The sequence below is a fragment of the Cupriavidus nantongensis genome (genome assembly GCF_041726985.1).
Taxonomy (GTDB): domain Bacteria; phylum Pseudomonadota; class Gammaproteobacteria; order Burkholderiales; family Burkholderiaceae; genus Cupriavidus; species Cupriavidus nantongensis_A.
Genome location: NZ_CP168302.1, coordinates 2,080,253 through 2,098,269, shown reverse-complemented (window position 1 = coordinate 2,098,269; position 18,017 = coordinate 2,080,253). Strand labels below are relative to the sequence as shown.

Below are 18,017 nucleotides of genomic sequence, written 5' to 3'. Positions count from 1 at the left end.
CCCTCAGGCGTTGACAGTGGTTTGTTCGCGCGCCGGCTCTTCGTTATCCTTGTTCACCGGCGGACCGGCGAAGATGGTCTTGAAGGAACCGATCGACAGCATGTCGATTTCCAGCAGGAACGGGCCGGACTCGGCCGTGGCCGCCGCGAGCGCAGCGCCCACCTCGGCCAGGTTGCTGACACGCGCGTGGCGCAGCGACAGCGACTTTGCCAGCGTGGCGTAATCCGGCGTATGCAGGTCCACATAGTGGCGGCGGCCGCCGTACTGCGCGTCCTGGATGTTCTTGATCACGCCGTAGCCCTTGTCGTTCATCAGCACGATCACCATGTCGGCGCGTTCCTGCACCGCGGTCGCCAGTTCGCCCAGGTTCAGGATGAAGCCGCCGTCGCCGGCCAGCGTGTAGGTCTTCTTGCCGGAGCCGGTGGCCGCGGCACCGATCGCGGCGCCGATGCCCATCGCCAGGCCCTGGCCGATGCCGCCGCCCAGCGCATGCACGCCGGCGCGGGAGTCGAAGATACGCAACTGGCGGTTGCCCCAGGTGCTGTTCGACACCGTCACGTCGCGCACCCAGTTGAAATTGCGGCCGACCGCGTCCTGCAGCGCCCGCACCAGCGACGAGTACGGGCCCAGGCCGTCGACCAGGCTGTTGACCGCGGTATCGTGCGCGCGGCGCAGGTCGGCGGCGAACGCCGGGTCGACCTGCATGCGGCTTTGAAGCCGATCCGCCAGCGCATCCAGCGCCAGCGCGGCGTCGCCGCTGACAAAGTAGTCGCTCATATAGCAGCGGCCCTCGGCGGCGGGATCGGCGTCGATGCGCAACAGCGGGCGCGGCAGCTTCAGCTCGTACTTCAGGGTTTCATTGCCGCGCAGGCGCGAGCCCACCACCAGCATCGCGTCGCAGGTCTGGTAGAAGTTCTCGACCGGCTTGTGCAGGTTGAACGCGCCCAGCGAGCGCGGATCATCCTCCGGCACGATGCCGCGGCCCTGCGTGCTGGTGACCACGCCGAAGCCCAGGTCCAGCAGGCGCTGCACCTGCTTGCTGGCGTGGCGCGCACCGCCGCCCAGCCACAGCAGCGGGCGCTTGGCCTTGACCAGGCGCTCGGCGAGCGCGTCCAGCGCATGCGCCGACGGCACGTGCTGCGGCACCGGCAGCGGCTGCAGGTCGGCCGGCAGGTCGATCAGCGCGGCCTGGATGTCGATGGGGATTTCCACGCTGACCGGGCCGGTCGGCGCCGTCAGCGCGGTCTGCACCGCCAGCTTGATGGTGCTGATCGCGGTGTCGGCGCTGCGGATGCGGAAGGCGGCCTTGGAAACGGCCTTGAGCATGGTGAGCTGGTCCGGGGCTTCGTGGATGTACGCGAGGCTCTGGTCCAGGTAAGGCGTTTCGATCTGGCCGGTGATATGCAGCATCGGCGTGCCGGCGGTCAGCGCTTCGACCATGGCGCCGGCGGCGTTGCCGGCGGCGGTGCCGGTGCTGGTCAGGCACACGCCCAGGCCGCCGGTGGTGCGTGCGTAGGCGTCGGCCATATTGGTGCCGCCCGCTTCGCCGCGCGCCGGCACAAAGCGGATCTTGCCGCGCTCGCCCATGGCGTCGAGGATCGGCATGTTGTGGATCGAGATCACGCCGAACGCGGCCTTGACGCCGCACTGCTCGAGAAACGCCGTGATGGCGCAGCCGACGGTAACCTGCTGCTGTTCGTACGGTTGTTGATTAGGCATGACGGGAGTGTCCTCCGGAGATATCGATATGGCTGCCCGTGGTGTACGAAGACAACGGCGAGGCAAGGAACAGGATGGCGCGGGCTGCCTCGACGGGCAGGCCCAGGCGGCCAAGGGGAATATGTTTCTGCCGGGCCAGGCGCGCGGTCCACGCGGCCCAGTCCAGGTGACGGTCTGCTTCGGGACGCGCGTCGAAACGGCGGCGCCACTGGCCCGACTCGACCAGCCCGATCAGGATGCCGTTGACGCGCACGCCCTTGGGCGCAAACTCGGTGGCCATCGAGCGCACCAGGTTGAGCACGCCGGCGCGCGCGGCGGAGGTTGCCACCATGTGCGGCTCGGGCTGTTGCGCCAGCAGCGAGTTGACGCAGACGATGGCGCCCTGCCCCGACTGCTCCAGCTGCGGCAGGAATACGCGCGTCGGGTGGATCACCGAGAAGAACTTGAGCTGCAGCTCGTCCATCCAGGCCGCGTCCTCGGTATTGGCGAAGGTGGACACGCGGCCCTGGCCGGCGTTGTTGACCAGCATGTCGACGTTGCCGAGCCTGGCCTGCACCTCGGCGGCAAAGGCGGCGACCTGTTCGGCCTGGAGCACGTCGCAGCTGGCGGCATGGAGCCGGCAACCGGGGAATTGCTCGCGCAGCTGCGCTTCGGCGCTGCGCAGGCGGGCCTCGTCGCGGCCGCACAGGGCGACGGCGGCGCCCGCTTCGAGCAGCAGTTCGACGGTCGCCAGCCCGATGCCGGAGGACCCGCCGGTAACGACGGCAACCTTGCCGCCGAGATCAATCATGGACATAGTCCTCACTCCCGATACAGATTCACCACCTTGCCGGCGCTGTGCAGCGACGGCCGGTAGTCGAGCAGGCGCGACAACTCGCCCGCGCTGTCCCTGACCTTCTCCACCATCGCGTCCAGCTGGTCCGGATCGAAATGCGCCGGATCGATATGCGCCGCGGGGATGGTCGCGCCCAGCGCCGCCACCACCTTGCCGGTGCGGTCGCGCACCGGCGCCGCGATGGTCGAGATGCTCGATTCGAAAAAGCCTTCCTGCAGCACGTAGCCGCGCTCGCGGTCACGCTGGACGATGGCGAAGAGCGCATCGGCCGTGCGCGGCGTGCTGTCGGAGAACACTTCGAGCTGCACCTCCGGGTACAGCGCGCGCAGTTCCGCCAGCGACAAGTCTTCCAGCAGCACCCGGCCCAGCACGGTGGCATGCGCGGGCAGCCGCGTGCCGACGTTGACGGTGCTGGCGAAGGGCCGCGGCGACACCGCCTTGGCCACGTAGACGATCGAACGCCCGTCTCGTACCACCAGGTTGGTCGGATAGCCGATCTCGTCGCGCAGCCGCTCCAGCAACGGGCGGCCCAGCTCGGTCAGCTCCAGCGACGCCAGGTACTCGAAGCCGAGCCGCAGCACCGCCATGCCCAGCCGGAAGTCGCGGCCGCCGTCCGCGCGCTCGACGAAGCCCAGCATTTCCAGCGTCGCCAGCAGGCGGAACACGGTGGAGCGCGGCACCTTCAGGCGGCGCGCCAGTTCCGCGGCCGACATGCTGCGGTCCTTGCTGCTGAACTCGCCGAGCAGGCGCAGGCCGCGCTCCAGGCCCGGGACGATGTACTTGTCCGGGGTCTCGTTGGCGGCGGGCGTGGTCGGGATGGCGTTGGTGCTCATGGTGGCGGCGTGCGGCTGGGCCGAGGGCGCGTCAGCGCTTGATCTTCGTCAGCGGGTGCTCGGGCGGATAGGTCGGTGTGATCGGCTTCTTGGCGCCGAGCATTACGCACATCAGCGCGTCTTCCTCGCCGATATTGATTTCCTCGCGGTACACGCCCGGCGGCACCGAGACCAGGTCGCGGTCGGTCAGGATGGTCTCGAAGCGCTCGCCGTCCTTTTCCAGGATCAGCTTGATCTTGCCGCGCAGGATGAAGAACACCTCTTCCACGTCGGTGTGCAGGTGCGACGGGCCTTCATGGCCGGCCGGGATGATCATGGTGGAAAACGTGAAATGCTCGCTCGGCACGGTGTTGGTATCGGCGGCCACGCCGGTGCCGCCGGTGCCCAGGTAGCGCATCTGCGCGCGGCGGTACTTGGGGTCATAGTCGGCCTGAAACTTCAGCGCGTCCCAGTCGTACTTGCGCGTGGCGAAGCGCGCGACGCGGCTTTCCATCCACTGGTCGAACGAGGCGCCCTCCGGCTGGTCCCAGGAACGCTTGATGTTTTGCTGTTGGGAAAGATCGCTCATTTGGATTCCTTCTGCTTGATGGGTCTTTCAGTGGATCGGTTGGATCAATGCATGACAAAGCCGCCGTTGACCGCCAGGGTCTGGCCGGTCACGAAACGGGCAAGGTCGGACAAGGCAAACAGCACCGCGCCGCAGACGTCGTCGGGCAGCTGCTCGCGCGAGATCGCGCGCTGCTCGCGGTACAGGTCGTGGCGATGCTGCGGCACGTATTCGGTGGCTTCCACCAGGGTCAGGCCCGGCGCCACGGCGTTCACCGTGATCTGGTCCTTGCCCAGTTCACGCGCCAGCGAACGGGTCATGCCGATGATGGCGCTCTTGCTGGCCACATAGGCCAGCAGGTTGGGCGCGCCCCACAGCGGCGTATCCGAAGCCAGGTTGACCACCGCGCCGCGGCCGCTGGCGCGCAGCGCCGGCAGGCAGGCGGTAGTCATCAGCCAGGTGCCGCGCACGTTCACGTTCATCACGCGGTCCCAGGTGGCGACGTCGATGGCAGCGGCGTCGCGGCCACCAGAGTCGGTCACGGCGGCGTTGTTGACCAGGCCGTCGAGGCCGCCCAGCGCCTTCACCGCCGCGTCGGCGCAGGCCTGCACCGAGGCGGGATCCGACAGGTCCAGCGTGACCGGCACCACCTTCAGGCCGCGGGCGCGCAGCGCATCGGCTTCCTGCTGCAGGCGCTCGGCCAGGATGTCGGCCATCGCCACGCTGGCGCCGGCTTCGGCCAGCGAGGTGGCGAAGGCCAGGCCCAGGCCGCGCGCGGCGCCGGTGACCAGCACCTTGCGCCCCGCCAGCAGCGGGTTGTGCTTGATGGCTTCAGGCATGGCTGGCGGCTCCGGCAGGCTTGAGCATGGCCACCGGCTCGTCGGCGACTTCCTGCTCGGCGCGGCGCTTGAGCAGGCGGCGCACGCGCGTGATGCCGGCGTCGTGCTGGTACAGCATCTCGTGGTCGCGCGCGTTGGGCGCCATCATTTCCAGCACCACGCGGTCCTGCTCGAGCACGTCCCAGTGCAGCTGCTCCAGGCGGTTGCGATACAGGAAGCGCCACACGTCGCGCTCCCAGCCCTGCACGTGGCGGGTGCGCCAGAAGAACACCATGCAGTGGTCTTCATCCACCGGCGTGGCCATGCCGACGATGCCGAAGGGGCCGCCGGGGCCGACCTTGGCGCGGTACGGGATCGCCAGGCGCAGCCACAGCGTGCCGGTCTCGCCGAACTCGACCCAGTCGAAGTTGACGCCGCGCTGGCCGGTCTTCTCGAACACCAGGCCATGCTCGGTCTCGCGGATCTGCATCACGGCGGACTTCTCGCCGGACGCCATCGAGTGCGACACCGCATGCAGGTAGGCGCCGTGCATCGGGTCCATGACGTTGTCGATGGCGTAGCGGTAGTTGCAGTCCCAGTGCGCCACGCAGAGGAAATGGCTGTGTTCGTCGCTGACCAGTTCCTCCGGCAGGCGCAGTTCGTCGGGACTGCCCTCGGCCTGCGGGGCCTGGTCGCCGAACCACAGGAAGATCGCGCCGGCCTTCTCCTGCACCGGGTAGTTGCGCACGCAGGTGCGGCCTTCCAGCGGGCAGCTTTCCACTGCCGGCACGCTCTTGACCTGGCCATCGCCGCCCACTTCCACGCCGTGGTACCAGCAGGCGACGCGGTCGCCCAGGTTCCAGCCCATCGACAGCCGCGCGCCGCGGTGCGGGCAGCGGTCTTCCAGCGCATGCACCTGGCCGGCGCTGTCGCGCCACAGCACGATGTTCTGGCTCAGGCGGGTGATGCCGATCGGGGCATGCGTCACCGCCCACGAGGCGGCGACCGGGTACCAGTAGTTGCGCAGGCCGGTGTTGAGGCGGGCTTCGGCGCGGGCTTGCTTGTTCGATTCCATGTGGTTCTCGCTAAGACGCTGTGCTGGGGCGGCTGGGGCTTACGCGTTCAGGCGCCCAGGCGGCGCATTTCCGACAGGAAGCGCTCTTCGGTCCAGGGCTGGCTGTCGGCGGTGAGGAAGCCGGCGGCGTTGAACGCGCGCACGATGTCCTGCGGGTTTTGCGCCCCGCCTTCGAAGGCGGCCTCGAGCGCATCGCCCAGCGCGTTCTCGTACGCGCTCGGTGCGGCGGCGCGGGTCTGCCAGACGATGTTGGCGACCTTGCCGGGTTGCTCGATATGGCCCTTGCCCGCCACGTTATTCGGCGCCGGACGCTCCCACGGCACCAGGTTCGGGTTGTACGAGAGGCTTTCCATTGCGCTTGGCTCCATGTCTTGCAGCAGGGGGACCGTGTTCCGCGTGTGCGGCGGGCCTTTTCCGGCTGCCACGCTACGTTTTACTAATGAAACACTGGTTTAGATATTGAACACAGGTACGACTATAGACAACGACGGCGCAAAAATTGACTGGGGTTAACCCGCGACCCGGGCTGATTGCCCGGCGCTGCGGCGCAAGCGAGGCGCCGCCGATGCGGAGACCGCGGCGGCAGGAGGCCGCCGCGGGATTCAGTGGCCGGCCGGCAGCGCCGAACGGATCAGCCGCGCCGTGGCGGCGGCCTGGTCGATATAGCAGGCATGTCCCGCATCCGGGATCAGCGAGAACGGCAGGCCGAAGCGCTCGGCCAGCGCCGCGCAGGCGGGCGGCGTGGTGACGACGTCGCGGCCACCGCAGGCGATCTGCGTCGGCAGTCGTTGCGGGCGGCGCGCCAGGTAGGCGTCGATGTCGTCGCCGCACAGCATCGCCACGGCCTGCCGGTAGCCGTCCGGGTTCAGCCGCCGCATGTTCCAGCGCACCCAGGCCTGCGCGCCTGCATCGGCCGCTTCGCCGAGCAGCCGCGCCGGGCCGCGCTCGGCCAGCCCGTCGACGCCCAGCGACGCCAGCGCCTCCAGGCGCTGGCTTGCCACCGCGCTGGCCTGCGCCTCCTTGCCGGCCGCGCCGTAGCCTTGCGCCACACTCAGCAGCAGCAGGCGCGCCGGCAACTGGCGCGCGGTGGCGGCATAGGCGGCCGCCATCAGCGCGCCCAGCGAGTGCCCGACCACCAGCGCCGGCTGCACGCCAAGCGTCTGCAGCAGGCCCTCGAGCCGCCGCGCGTAGTCCGAGGCCAGCGGCCGTGCCTGCGCCAGCGGCGAAGAATCGCCGTAGCCGGGCGCGTCCCAGGCGATCACGCGCGCATGCGCGGCAAGCAGGCTGGCGCACGGCAGCCACGACGCCGCTCCGGAACTGATGCCGTGCAGCAGCACCACCACCGGCCCAGAGCCGCCGCCGCAGCGGTAGGCGACACGCTCGCCATCCACATGCGCCACGCGCTGGGCAAAGCCGCTGTCGAGTGCCTCCAGCAAGCCGCGGTCCGGATCGGGGGGCATCTGCGGCTGATTTTGTTCCATATATAAAACTTTAGTTGGTAAATAAAACCATTGAAGGATAGGCGCTGTCGCGATGCCGGCGGGATCAGGGTTAACGATAGGCAAGCCTGTAAACGGCGTCGCCACGCCAGCGCCGGTCATCAAGGTCCCCGGCTTTAGGGATAACCCTCCTCACATCTTCCGGAAAGTCGCGGCTATATTTTGCTCAACGTTTCTTATGTTGTTTGACGTTTCATATATAAAACACAAAAGAGACCGAGACGACATCCAGTGCCGCCATCCGCAGGGGTACCGGAGCACAAGACCAAAACACCACAAGACGGAAAACGGAAGGAAACTGGTAGATGAAACTTGCACGAACCGCCGCGGCGCTGCTTGCGGCTTTCCCCCTGCTGGCCTCGGCGCAATCGTCGCAGTCGTCGGTCACGCTGTACGGCGTGATCGACAGCGGCGTCGAGTACGTGAGCAATGTCGGCGCTAACGGCGACGGCCTTGTGCGCATGCCCAACAACACCGCCACGGTGCCGTCGCGCTGGGGCATCCGCGGCACGGAAGACCTCGGCGGCGGGCTCAAGGGCCTGTTCGTGCTGGAATCGGGCTTCTCGCCCGACACCGGCAGCGCCAACCAGGGCGGCCGGCTGTTCGGGCGCCAGGCGCTGGTCGGCCTGAGCAACCCGTACGGGCAGCTGTCGTTCGGCCGCCAGTACACCATGCTGTTCTGGGCCATCCTCGATAGCGATATCCTCGGGCCCAACGTCTACGGCTCGGGCTCGCTCGACAGTTACCTGCCCAATACGCGCGCCGACAACGCGGTCGCGTACAAGGCCAATTTCAAGGGCTTCGTGGTCGGTGCCACCTACAGCTTCGGGCGCGACGCGGTCAACGCCGGCCCCAGCCCCGCCGGCACCAACTGCGCCGGCGAAAACCCGGCCGACAAGAAGGCATGCCGCGAATGGTCGGCCATGGTCGGCTACGACAACAAGAGCTGGGGCGTGATCGCCGCGTACGACTCGCAGCGCGGCGGCCCCGGCGCCTTCGGCGGCCTCACCAACAGCAACCTGACCGACGACCGCCTGTCGCTGGGCGGCTACATGCTGCTGAAGAACACCAAGCTCGGCGCCGGCTGGATCCGCCGCGACAACGAGGGCAGCCCGACGCCGGTCAGCGACCTGTACTACGCCGGCATCTCGCACGACATCACGCCGGCGGTCAACCTGGCCGGGCAGGTGTACTTCCTGAACTACCACGGCAGCGACAACCAGGCCCTGCTGTACGCGCTGCGCGCGACCTACAGTTTCAGCAAGCGCACCTCGGTCTATGCCACCGCGGGCTTTATCAACAACGGCGGCCAGCTGGCGATGTCGGTCAGCGGCGGCTCGCCCGGTTCCGCCCCGCGCGCGGGCGAGAACCAGTGGGGCTCGATGCTCGGCATCAAGCACATCTTCTAAGTCCGCACTATCCATCCGAGCCGCCGACGCGCGCCGGTTCCACGCAACGCGGCACCGCCCCCGGGCCGGTGCCCGGTTTTACCGAGGTCTGAAGATCATGAAGTCCGCACGACGCCACCTCCTGGCCACGCTGGCCGCCGCCACGCTCGCTCCCGCCGCCCTGCTGGGCGCCGGCAGCGCGCTGGCCCAGGGTTCGTACCCGAGCAAGACCGTCACCATCGTCGTCGCCTACCCCGCCGGCGGCGACGTAGACGTGCTGGCGCGCATGCTGGCCGAGAAGCTCGCCCCGCGCCTGAAGCAATCCGTGGTGGTGGAAAACCGCACCGGCGCCGCCGGCACCATCGGCAGCGCCTACGTGGCGCGCGCCAACCCGGACGGCCACACGCTGCTGCTCGCGCCCAACACCGTCGCGATCGCGCCGCTGGTGCTGCGCGCCGGCACAGGCGCCAGCTACGACGTGCAGCAGGACTTCACGCCGATCAGCCAGATCGGCACGCAGTCGCTGTTCGTGGTGGTCAACAAGGGCACCGGCATCACCAAGGTCAGCGACCTGGTGGCGCGCGCCAAGGCCGGCAAGGTCGAGACCTATGCCACCCCCGGCAACGGCTCGCCGATGCACATCATGGGCGAGCTGTTCAACAAGTCGGCCGGCATCAAGATCAGCCAGGTGCCGTACCGCGGCCTGGCGCCCGCCATCGTCGACGTGATCGGCGGGCAGGTGCCGGTCACTTACATCACCTACGGCGCGATCTCGCAGTACGTCGGCAATGGCAGCCTGGTGCCGCTCGCGGTGGCCGACCCGAAGCGTTCGCCGTTCGCGCCCAACGTGCCGACGCTGGCCGAGCTGGGCTACAAGGATGTCGAGATCGGCGCCTGGCAGGCGCTGCTGGGGCCGAAGAACATGCCGGCCGAGGTGGTGCGCACGCTCAACGCGCACGTCAACGAGATCCTGAAGATGCCCGACGTGGTGGCGCGCATGGCCACCATCGCGGTCACCCCTTCCGGCGGCGAGCCGGCCGTACTCTCCAGGCTGATCGCCAGCGATACGTCCCGCTATACCAAGGTCGTGAAGGAGTTCGGCATCCAGGCCGACTGAGCGCGCCCTGCAGGCACGGCCAGGCCGTGCCTGTAAGAATTACCATTCGATACCTGCGGTATAGCGGCGCCGGCGCCACCGTGCGGGCGCTGGCCACTGTCAATGTGCTGGCAAGAAAGTTGCAGCGCCGCCAGCATGGACTTATCGTTCGACTGGCGCGAAGCGCTCTTCTTCACCATCTCGCCGCTTGAGATCATCGTGCGCGGCACGGTGATGTACTGGTCGCTGTTCCTGCTGTTCCGCTTCGTGGTGCGGCGCGATATCGGCTCGATGGGCATTGCCGACCTGCTGCTGGTGGTGATCGTCGCCGACGCGGCGCAGAACGGCATGGCCGGCCAGGGCGAAGGCGTGGCCGACGCCGTGCTGCTGGTGCTCACGTTGATCGTATGGAATCGGCTGATCGACTTCCTGTCCTACAAGTACCCGGCCTTCCAGCGCTTCGCCGAAGCCAAGAAGGTGCTGCTGGTGCGTGACGGGGTCAAGCTGCACGAGAACATGCGGCGCGAGAACATCACCGACGACGAACTCGAGGCCAAGTTCCGGCAGGAAGGTGTCGAATCGATCGAAGGCGTCAAGGCGCTTTACCTGGAAGCGGACGGCAAGGTCAGCGTGATCAAGAAGGAGTAGGAATCGGGCCACCGTCGTTCCCGCGCAGGCGGGAACCCAGTGACTTTGAAAGACGCTGGATTCCCGCCTGCGCGGGAATGACAGTAGTGTTTGATACCTTAGCTGGACAGCTCAGTTCACCTGCCGGTTCATCCCCTCCCAGAACGGTTCGCGCAGCTTGCGCCGCAGCAGCTTGCCCGACGGGTTGCGCGGCAGCGCGTCGACGAACTCGATGCTCTTCGGCACCTTGAAACCGGCCACGCGCTGGCGCGTCCAGGCGAGGATGGCATCGCGGTCCGCCGCCTGCCCCGGCTTGAGCACGACGATGGCCTTGACCGCCTCACCCCATTTCTCGTCCGGCACGCCGATCACGGCCACGTCGGCCACCTGCGGATGGCCGTAGATGGCGCTTTCGACCTCGGCCGGATAGACGTTCTCGCCGCCGCTGATGATCATGTCCTTGACGCGGTCGTGGATGTACAGGTAGCCCTCGGCATCCATGTAGCCGGCGTCGCCGGTGCGCAGCCAGCCGTCGGCATCGATGGTGCGCGCGGTCTCTTCGGGCTGCTTCCAGTAGCCGGCCATGTTGTGCTGCGAGCGCACCACCACTTCGCCGACCTCGCCCGGCGCCAGCTGGCGCCCTTCGTAATCGACCACCTTCAGCTCCACCCCCGGCAGCGCCTTGCCCGCGGCGCGCATGCGCGGCACCTCGTCGGTGGTGTGGTCCTCGGGCGGCAGCGCGACGATGGTGCCGGTGGTTTCGGTCATGCCGTACTGCTGCACGAAGCCGCAGCCGAACACTTCGATGCCTTCGCGCAGCAGCGCCGCGGGAATCGGCGCGGCGCCGTACAACAGGTACTTCAGGCGCGAATAGTCGACCTGGCGCGCGCGCGGGTCGCGCAGCACGATCTGCATCGCGGCCGGCACCAGGAACAGCTTGCTGACGCGTTCCTTCTCGATGAAGTCGAGCACCGCGCGCGGATCGAACTCGCGCGCGACCACGCCCTTTGCGCCCGACAGCAGATTGCGCAGGCCCCAGCCGGAGCCGCCGATATGCGCCACCGGCATCGCCACCAGCGAAATATCGTCGGCGACCCAATGCGACCAGGCCAGGTGCTCGCGCTCGCTGACCTCGGTGCCGATGGTCAGGTTGCGGTGCGTCAGCATCGCGCCCTTGGGCCGGCCGGTGGTGCCCGACGTGTACAGCTGCAGCACCACGTCGTGCGCGGCCGGCTCATGCGCCGGCGGCGTAGCCGGATGCGCGTCGCGCCACTCGGTGTAGCAAGGCCAGTCGCCCTGCCCGTCGCACGGCTCCATCACCACCACCTTGCGCACCAGCGGCAGCGCCGGCAGCAGGTTGCGCACCATCGCCGCCGACTCGGCGCCGACAAACAGCACCACGGCATCGCAATGCGAGAGGATGAACTCCACCTCGGGCGGCGCCAGGCGCCAGCTGGCCGGCGCCATCACCGCGCCGGTCTTGCCCGCGCCCAGCAGCAGTTCGAAATAGTGGTCGCTGTTCTTGCCGATATAGCCGATGCGGTCACCCGCGCGCACGCCTTCGGCCAGCAAGGCCTGCGCCACGCGGTCGGTGTTGCGCTCGAATCCGGCGTAGGTGGTCTGCCGGCCTTCGAACGAATACGCCACCGCCTCCGGCCGCAGTCGCGCGAAATGGCGCACCGCGTGAGGCAGCGTCGTCAGATAGCTGAAATCCATCCGCGTCTCCCAAAGATTTCATGCCATGCGCGGACTCGCGTGACGCGGATCCGCACAGGGCGACATGCCGCTCGTGAGTTCAGCGCGGCGCCATGCGGATGGCGCCATCCAGTCGCACCGACTCGCCGTTGAAATAGCCGTTGCGGCACATCTCGACCGCCAGCGAGGCAAACTCTTCGGGCTGCCCCAGGCGCTTGGGGAACGGCACCGACGCGGCCAGTGCGGCCTTGACGTTCTCGGCCGCGCCCTGCAGCAACGGCGTATTGAAGATGCCGGGCAGGATGGTGTTGACGCGGATGCCTTCGCCCGCCAGGTCGCGCGCGATCGGCAGCGTCATGCCAACCACGCCGGCCTTCGACGCCGAGTACGCCGCCTGCCCCATCTGTCCGTCCTGCGCCGCAACCGAGGCGGTGTTGATGATCACGCCGCGCTCGCCGCCGGCGGTGTCCAGCGTCAGCATGCCGGCAGCCGAACGCGCGATGCAGCGGAAGGTGCCGATCAGGTTGATCTGGATGATGCGTTCGAAGGCGTCGGACGGGAAATGCTTGATCTGGTCCGGCGCCTCCTTGGAGCGCGAGGCGGTCTTGATGGCGTTGCCGGTGCCGGCGCAGTTGACCAGGATGCGTTCCTGGCCGATGGCGGCGCGCGCCTTGGCAAAGCCGGCCTCGACCTCGGCCTCGGAGGTCACGTTGACCTGGCAGAACACGCCGCCGAGTTCACGCGCCAGCGCTTCGCCCTTCTCGGCGTTCAGGTCGAACAGGGCCACGCGCACGCCCTGTGCCGCCAGCGCCCGCGCCGTCGCCGCACCCAGCCCCGAAGCGCCACCCGTTACCACTGCCGATACCGATGCATTGAGTTCCATGCCGTCTTTCCTTTGTCTCTTGTTGCCATGCGGCCGGCGCTGCGCGGCCGCGTTCTGGTTGAAGCCGGCAGGCGAGAAGCGCCTGTACCGGTGTGGGTTCGAGATTCGGGGATCGGGGCCGCCGATGCATCGTCTGAAGCGACGAATGCGACGAATGCGCCCGATGCGTGCACCAGAAGGCCGCCCGGCACACCACGCGACCGATGCGTTACAGTGGCGCGATCGATGGCCATTCCGGCGCCGGCGCCAGCCGGCAAACGATCACCCGCCATGCGCAAACCCGACTCTCACGCTTTCGCCCGACGCCGCCGGCCAGCCGCCCTGGCCACGGCACTGGCCTTGCTGGCCAGCCTGCTTGCGCTGCTGTGCGCCATGCCGTTGCGCGCCGCCCCCGCCGGCCCACTCGCCGCGCTGCTGGCGCCGGCGGAAAAACCCGCGGCGCCCGCCAGCACCGCTGCCGCCAGCATGCCGCTGGCGCAGTCGCTGGACCAGGTGATCACCACGCTGCAGGACGACGGCGAGCGGCGCGCGCTGGTAAGCCAGCTGCAAACCCTGCGGCAGGGCCTGGCGGCGTCGGCGGCCACGGCGCCGCCGGCCGCGGCCTCGGCACCCGGGCTGATCGGCGCCGTAGCGCAGGTGCTGGACGAAGTCGACTTGCACCTGCGCGAAGATCGCGGCCCGTGGCAGTACTGGGGCTGGCGCACGCGCTTCGCGGCCGAGGAATGGCGCGCCGCACTGACGCAGGGCGGCACGCGCCCGGCACTGGACGCGTTGCGCGAATTCGCGCTGGTGCTGGCGGCTTGGGGTGTATGCGGCTGCCTGCTGCGCGAGGCCGGCCATCGGCTGCGGCTGCGGCGGCGCACGGCCGGCGCCGCGCACGCGCCGCGCGGCAAGCTGCCCGAACTGCCGTCGTGGCTCGACGTCGGCATCTACATGCTGCGCCATATCGGGCCGTGGGTAGTGGCGTTCGGGTTGACGCTGCTGCTGGCCCGCCAGCTGTTCGCGCAATCGCCGGCGAGCGTCGCCGCCGTGCTGCTGGCCTACGCCATCGTCGCCGGCGCGGTCGCGGCGGCGGTGTGCCAGGTCATCTTCGCGCTGTTCCGCAGTGCGCACCGGCAACTGGCGGTGCGGCAACTGCTGACGCGTTCTCCGTGGCTGCTGTTCTGCACCGGCGCGCTGGCAGCGCTGGGCAACGGCGCCGCCGACGGCCGCGTGGCCGCGGTGCTGGGCGGCAACCTGTGCGCGCTGGTCTCGACCCTGGCCAATATCGCCGCAGCGCTGGGGATCGGCGTGTTCGCGCTGGGCTTCCGGCGCCAGGTCGGCCAGTTGATCAGCCAGCGGCCGCTGGGCTTCCGCCAGGCCCATCCCGCGGTGACCGACCTGCTGCGCCTGGCCGGCCACGCCTGGCACCTGCCGGTGCTGGCGGTGGTGGTGGCATCGGTGATTGGCACGGTGCTGGCCACCGGCCATGCCGATGTGTTCCTGCGCCGCACCGTGGCGTCGGTAGTGCTGTTCGTCGCCGCGCTGCTGCTGACCATGGTGCTGGGGCGCTCGCCCAAGGCCGGCGCGCGCGCGCCGCGCATCCGCGACCGCCGCCGCTCGGCCTACCTGCAGCGCTTCGGGCGCTTTGCGCTGGCGCTGGTGCGCGTGCTGGTGTGGGCGGTGTTCGTTGAAATGGTCATGCGCGTGTGGGGCTCGTCGCTGGTGCGGCTGGCCGAGTCGTCGGCCGTCGGGCGCCACCTGACCGAGACCGCGTTCCGCGTCACCAGCACCGTGCTGCTGGCCTGGCTGGTCTGGCTGCTGATCGACACCGCGATCATGCAGTCCCTGTCGCCCGCGCATGCGCGCGCCGCGCAGCCCAGCCTGCGGGCCCGGACCATCCTGCCGCTGGTGCGCAATGCCTCTTTCATCGGCCTGCTGGTGCTGACCGTGATCGCGGTGCTGGCCAACCTGGGCGTCAACGTGACGCCGCTGCTGGCGGGCGCCGGCGTGGTCGGCCTGGCGATCGGCTTCGGCGCGCAAAGCCTGGTGCAGGACCTGATCACCGGCCTGTTCATCGTGGTCGAGGATTCCATCGCCATCGGCGACTCGATCGAGCTGCCCGACCACGCCGGCGTGGTCGAGGCCATGACCATCCGCACCGTCAAGCTGCGCGACGGCCGCGGCGCGCTGCACACGCTGCCGTACAGCCAGATCAAGGCGGTCAAGAACCTGTCGCGCGGCTACGGCTACGCCGTGCTCAGCATCGGCATCAGCTACCAGAGCGACCTGGACCGGGCACTGGAGCTGATCCGCACCACCGGCGCCGAGCTGGCGCGCGACCACCGCTACAGCCGCAAGCTGATGTCCGGGCTCGAGATCCTGGGCCTGGACCGCTTCGATCCGAGCGGCCCGGTGGTGATGGCGCAGATCAAGACCCGGCCGCTGATGCAGGCGGAAATCACGCGGGCCTTCAATGCGCGGCTCAAGCGCAACTTCGACGCCAACGGCATCCGCATGGCCTCGCCGAACCTGCCCATCCAGGTCGATAGCGGCGCGGTGGAACTGCCCGCGGGCGAACTGGCGACCAAGGCGGCGCCCCAGTGACCACGATCGCGCCCGCCAGAGTCAAAAAAAGCGTCGCGCAATGAGCCTTATCAGGAATCTTGCGCCCACAATCGGGGTTTCCCCCCCCAACACGGGGTATAAAACATACAACATTGTTTGGCATGATTGCGGCACGGCAAGCGCGACCGACCAGGCGCGCTGCCGGCAGCAGCCGTATCGGCGCCACTACAGAACGCCAGAACGGAACCGATAACACGAAGGGATGTGGCCACTTTGCCGTGGCGCAGAGCAAGAGGCGTTTGCCACCGGGGGGATTTGAACATGGGCGAACACCCGACAACGGACGAGGACTTCCATCGTCTGGTCGACTCCATCTATGAGTCCGCGCTGGACGTCGCGGCCATGCCCGCCGCCCTCGACCTCTTTTCACGGTACACCTGCACCGTCAGCCCGCGCTACCTGATCTGGGACAAGCTGGCCGGCCACGCCCGCCTCGGCGTGACCCCGCACGGCTGCTTCACCGGCGGTGCCAGCCTGCCCGACCGCCTGCCGGGAACGCCCGACGGCGCCTGCCACGGTGCCGGCCCGGCCCCGCTCGACGCGGCCGCGCTGTACTACGGCGGCGCCGCGACCGCCACCGATGTCGCGGCGCTGGCCTGCAGCGAACTCGAGCAAGGCATCCGGCTGGTCGAGAACGCCGAAGTCTGCGTGCTGATGAGCGGCACCAACGCCGGCAGCATCAGCACGGGCCAGCGCGAACGGCGCCTGTCACATGTGATGCCGCACTGGGTGCGCGCCGCGCGCATGCAGCAGCGCAACTTCGAACTGAGCGGGCTGGCCAGCCTGGGCCTGGCCGGGCTGGATACCCTGGACTTCGGCGTGATGGTGCTGCAGGCCGACCTGCGCGTGCGCTACGCCAACAGCTGGGCCGAAGCGCTGGTGCAGGCCGACAGCCACCTGTCGCTGCAGGACGGCGTGCTGCGCGCCCACAGCGACACGCTGCAGGCGGTGCTGCGCAAGCTGCTAGACGGCGCCATGCGCGGCCGCGGCGCCGACGCCGCGTCGGGCTCGTGGATGCATATCACCTCGGGCGGGCAGCCGGTGCCGATCATCGTCACGCCGCTGGTGTCGCGCCAGCCGGTGGAGGGCCCGTGGCAGTTGCCCGCGGCAATGCTGCTGCTGGGCAACTCCGAATCACGCTCGGTGCTGGATGCCGGCGTGCTGACTTCGCTGTTCGGGCTGTCGCGCAAGGAAAGCATCATCGCCATCCGGCTCGCCGCCGGCGAAACCCTGAACGAAATCGCCGAACGCGAGTTCCTCTCGCCCCATACCGTGCGCGTGCATATCCGCGACACGCTGCGCAAGACCGGCACGCACCGCCAGTCCGAACTGGTGCGGCTGCTGCACCTGCTGCCGGGCGTCAACCTGGAGCGGGCCGGCATGACCTCCGCGGTGCGGCCGCGCGCGCCGCGCCCGCGCGCCGCCTGACGCGGCGCAGCCTGCTTCGGCTATTTGTCCGCCGCCTGCACCGCGGCCTGCGCCGCCGCCAGGAAGCGCTGCACCTGGCGGTCACCGTCATCGGGCCGCGCCGCCAGAGCAATGCCGATGCGGCCGGCCGGCCGCGGGCTCGACAACGGCAGGAAGCGCACGCGCTGATTGGCGTAGCGCGCCGCCACGCTCGGCACCAGTGCCACGCCCAATCCGCTTTCCACCAGGCTCACCTGGGTCTGCACCTGCACCGCCTCCTGCGCGACGCGCGGCACGAAGCCCGCCTGCTGGCACAGCATCATCGCCACCGCATGCAGGTTGGGCACCTGGGCCGCCGGATACATGATGAAGGGCTGCTCGGCCAGGGCGCGCAGCGCGATCGCGTCCGCGCGCGCCAGCGCGCTGTCGGCCGGCACCGCGGCGACGAAGACATCGTTCTCCAGCGGCGTCAGCGCATAGCCGCCGCTGCTCAGGATCGGGAAGCGCACCAGCCCGGCATCGATCTGGTGCTTCTCGAGCCGGTCGAGGATTGCGGCGGTGGTCGATTCATGCAGGATCAGCTCGATGCCGGGATGCGCGGCGCGGAACGCAGGGATCAGCTTGGGCAGCAGCGCATAGGTGGCCGAGCCGATAAAGCCGATGCGCAACGCGCCGCGCTCGCCCTGCCCCGCCGCGATCGCCGCGGCGCGCGCCTGCTGCGCGTGGAACAGCGCCCGGCGCGCGTCATGCAGCGCGGCCTCGCCCGCCTGCGTCAGCCGCACCCCGCGCGAGGTGCGCACGAACAGCGCCGTGCCGAGCTGCTCCTCGAGCTTGCGGATCGAGATCGAAAGGGGCGGCTGCGCCATGTGCAACCGCTCGGCGGCGCGGTGGAAGTTGCCGGTCTCGGCCAGGGCGACAAACTGCTGCAGTTGGCGCAGGTCCATGGTTGCCAATATTCAGGGAATATCGATTGCTAAAAAACTAATAT

16 protein-coding genes are annotated in these 18,017 nt (G+C 68.9%); 5 read left to right on the top strand and 11 right to left on the bottom strand.

Annotation, left to right across the window (positions count from 1 at the left end):
• Positions 1-3: 3 nt before the first annotated feature.
• The 8 genes from ACEI37_RS09190 to ACEI37_RS09155 all read right to left on the bottom strand — a co-directional run bounded on the left by ACEI37_RS09190 (position 4) and on the right by ACEI37_RS09155 (position 7,308).
• Positions 4-1,719, bottom strand: a complete 1,716-nt coding sequence (locus ACEI37_RS09190; protein ID WP_373376425.1) for a thiamine pyrophosphate-binding protein — start codon at positions 1,717-1,719, stop codon at positions 4-6.
• Positions 1,712-2,515 (bottom strand): SDR family oxidoreductase, encoded by an 804-nt coding sequence (locus ACEI37_RS09185; RefSeq protein WP_373376424.1) that lies wholly within the window; start codon positions 2,513-2,515, stop codon positions 1,712-1,714. Before ACEI37_RS09185 ends, ACEI37_RS09190 begins: the two co-directional genes overlap by 8 nt.
• Before the next feature lie 5 nt (positions 2,516-2,520).
• Positions 2,521-3,387, bottom strand: coding sequence for an IclR family transcriptional regulator (locus ACEI37_RS09180; protein WP_373376423.1), 867 nt, complete (start codon positions 3,385-3,387; stop codon positions 2,521-2,523).
• 31 nt (positions 3,388-3,418) lie between these two features.
• A complete protein-coding gene (locus ACEI37_RS09175; RefSeq protein ID WP_373376422.1) occupies positions 3,419-3,955 on the bottom strand; it encodes a cupin domain-containing protein in 537 nt (178 codons plus the stop codon).
• Between the two features lie 44 nt (positions 3,956-3,999).
• Positions 4,000-4,773, bottom strand: coding sequence for an SDR family oxidoreductase (locus tag ACEI37_RS09170; protein ID WP_373376421.1), 774 nt, complete (start codon positions 4,771-4,773; stop codon positions 4,000-4,002).
• On the bottom strand, positions 4,766-5,827 hold the full coding sequence (locus tag ACEI37_RS09165; protein WP_373376420.1) for a Rieske 2Fe-2S domain-containing protein: 1,062 nt from the start codon (positions 5,825-5,827) through the stop codon (positions 4,766-4,768). The genes ACEI37_RS09170 and ACEI37_RS09165 overlap by 8 nt, the downstream gene beginning before the upstream one ends.
• A 47-nt stretch (positions 5,828-5,874) precedes the next feature.
• Positions 5,875-6,180 carry a recombinase-like helix-turn-helix domain-containing protein gene (locus ACEI37_RS09160; RefSeq protein ID WP_373376419.1) on the bottom strand — a complete coding sequence of 102 codons (306 nt, stop codon included), beginning with the start codon at positions 6,178-6,180 and terminating at the stop codon, positions 5,875-5,877.
• A gap of 249 nt (positions 6,181-6,429) precedes the next feature.
• Positions 6,430-7,308: an alpha/beta fold hydrolase gene (locus ACEI37_RS09155; RefSeq protein WP_373376418.1), complete on the bottom strand. Its 879-nt coding sequence runs from the start codon at positions 7,306-7,308 to the stop codon at positions 6,430-6,432.
• A gap of 323 nt (positions 7,309-7,631) precedes the next feature.
• Here ACEI37_RS09155 and ACEI37_RS09150 point away from each other — a divergent pair, with 323 nt between their 5' ends.
• The 3 genes from ACEI37_RS09150 (at position 7,632) to ACEI37_RS09140 (ending at position 10,458) form a co-directional block, all read left to right on the top strand.
• Positions 7,632-8,735, top strand: a complete 1,104-nt coding sequence (locus tag ACEI37_RS09150; RefSeq protein ID WP_373376417.1) for a porin — start codon at positions 7,632-7,634, stop codon at positions 8,733-8,735.
• 97 nt (positions 8,736-8,832) lie between these two features.
• Entirely contained in the window at positions 8,833-9,831 is a 999-nt protein-coding gene (locus tag ACEI37_RS09145; protein ID WP_373376416.1) for a Bug family tripartite tricarboxylate transporter substrate binding protein, read from the top strand.
• A gap of 135 nt (positions 9,832-9,966) precedes the next feature.
• Positions 9,967-10,458: a DUF421 domain-containing protein gene (locus tag ACEI37_RS09140; protein WP_373376415.1), complete on the top strand. Its 492-nt coding sequence runs from the start codon at positions 9,967-9,969 to the stop codon at positions 10,456-10,458.
• Positions 10,459-10,569: 111 nt separating this feature from the next.
• Here ACEI37_RS09140 and ACEI37_RS09135 read toward each other — a convergent pair whose 3' ends face one another.
• Both ACEI37_RS09135 and ACEI37_RS09130 read right to left on the bottom strand, forming a co-directional pair.
• On the bottom strand, positions 10,570-12,153 hold the full coding sequence (locus ACEI37_RS09135) for a fatty acid--CoA ligase (RefSeq protein WP_373376414.1): 1,584 nt from the start codon (positions 12,151-12,153) through the stop codon (positions 10,570-10,572).
• 79 nt (positions 12,154-12,232) lie between these two features.
• Entirely contained in the window at positions 12,233-13,015 is a 783-nt protein-coding gene (locus ACEI37_RS09130; protein ID WP_025586544.1) for an SDR family NAD(P)-dependent oxidoreductase, read from the bottom strand.
• A 270-nt stretch (positions 13,016-13,285) separates the two neighbouring features.
• Here ACEI37_RS09130 and ACEI37_RS09125 point away from each other — a divergent pair, with 270 nt between their 5' ends.
• A complete protein-coding gene (locus tag ACEI37_RS09125; RefSeq protein ID WP_373376413.1) occupies positions 13,286-15,601 on the top strand; it encodes a mechanosensitive ion channel domain-containing protein in 2,316 nt (771 codons plus the stop codon).
• A gap of 282 nt (positions 15,602-15,883) precedes the next feature.
• Positions 15,884-17,050: a helix-turn-helix transcriptional regulator gene (locus ACEI37_RS09120; RefSeq protein ID WP_373376412.1), complete on the top strand. Its 1,167-nt coding sequence runs from the start codon at positions 15,884-15,886 to the stop codon at positions 17,048-17,050.
• Between the two features lie 20 nt (positions 17,051-17,070).
• Here the strand turns inward: ACEI37_RS09120 and ACEI37_RS09115 are convergent, their stop codons facing one another.
• Positions 17,071-17,973, bottom strand: a complete 903-nt coding sequence (locus ACEI37_RS09115; protein WP_373376411.1) for a LysR family transcriptional regulator — start codon at positions 17,971-17,973, stop codon at positions 17,071-17,073.
• Between the last annotated feature and the right edge of the window lie 44 nt (positions 17,974-18,017).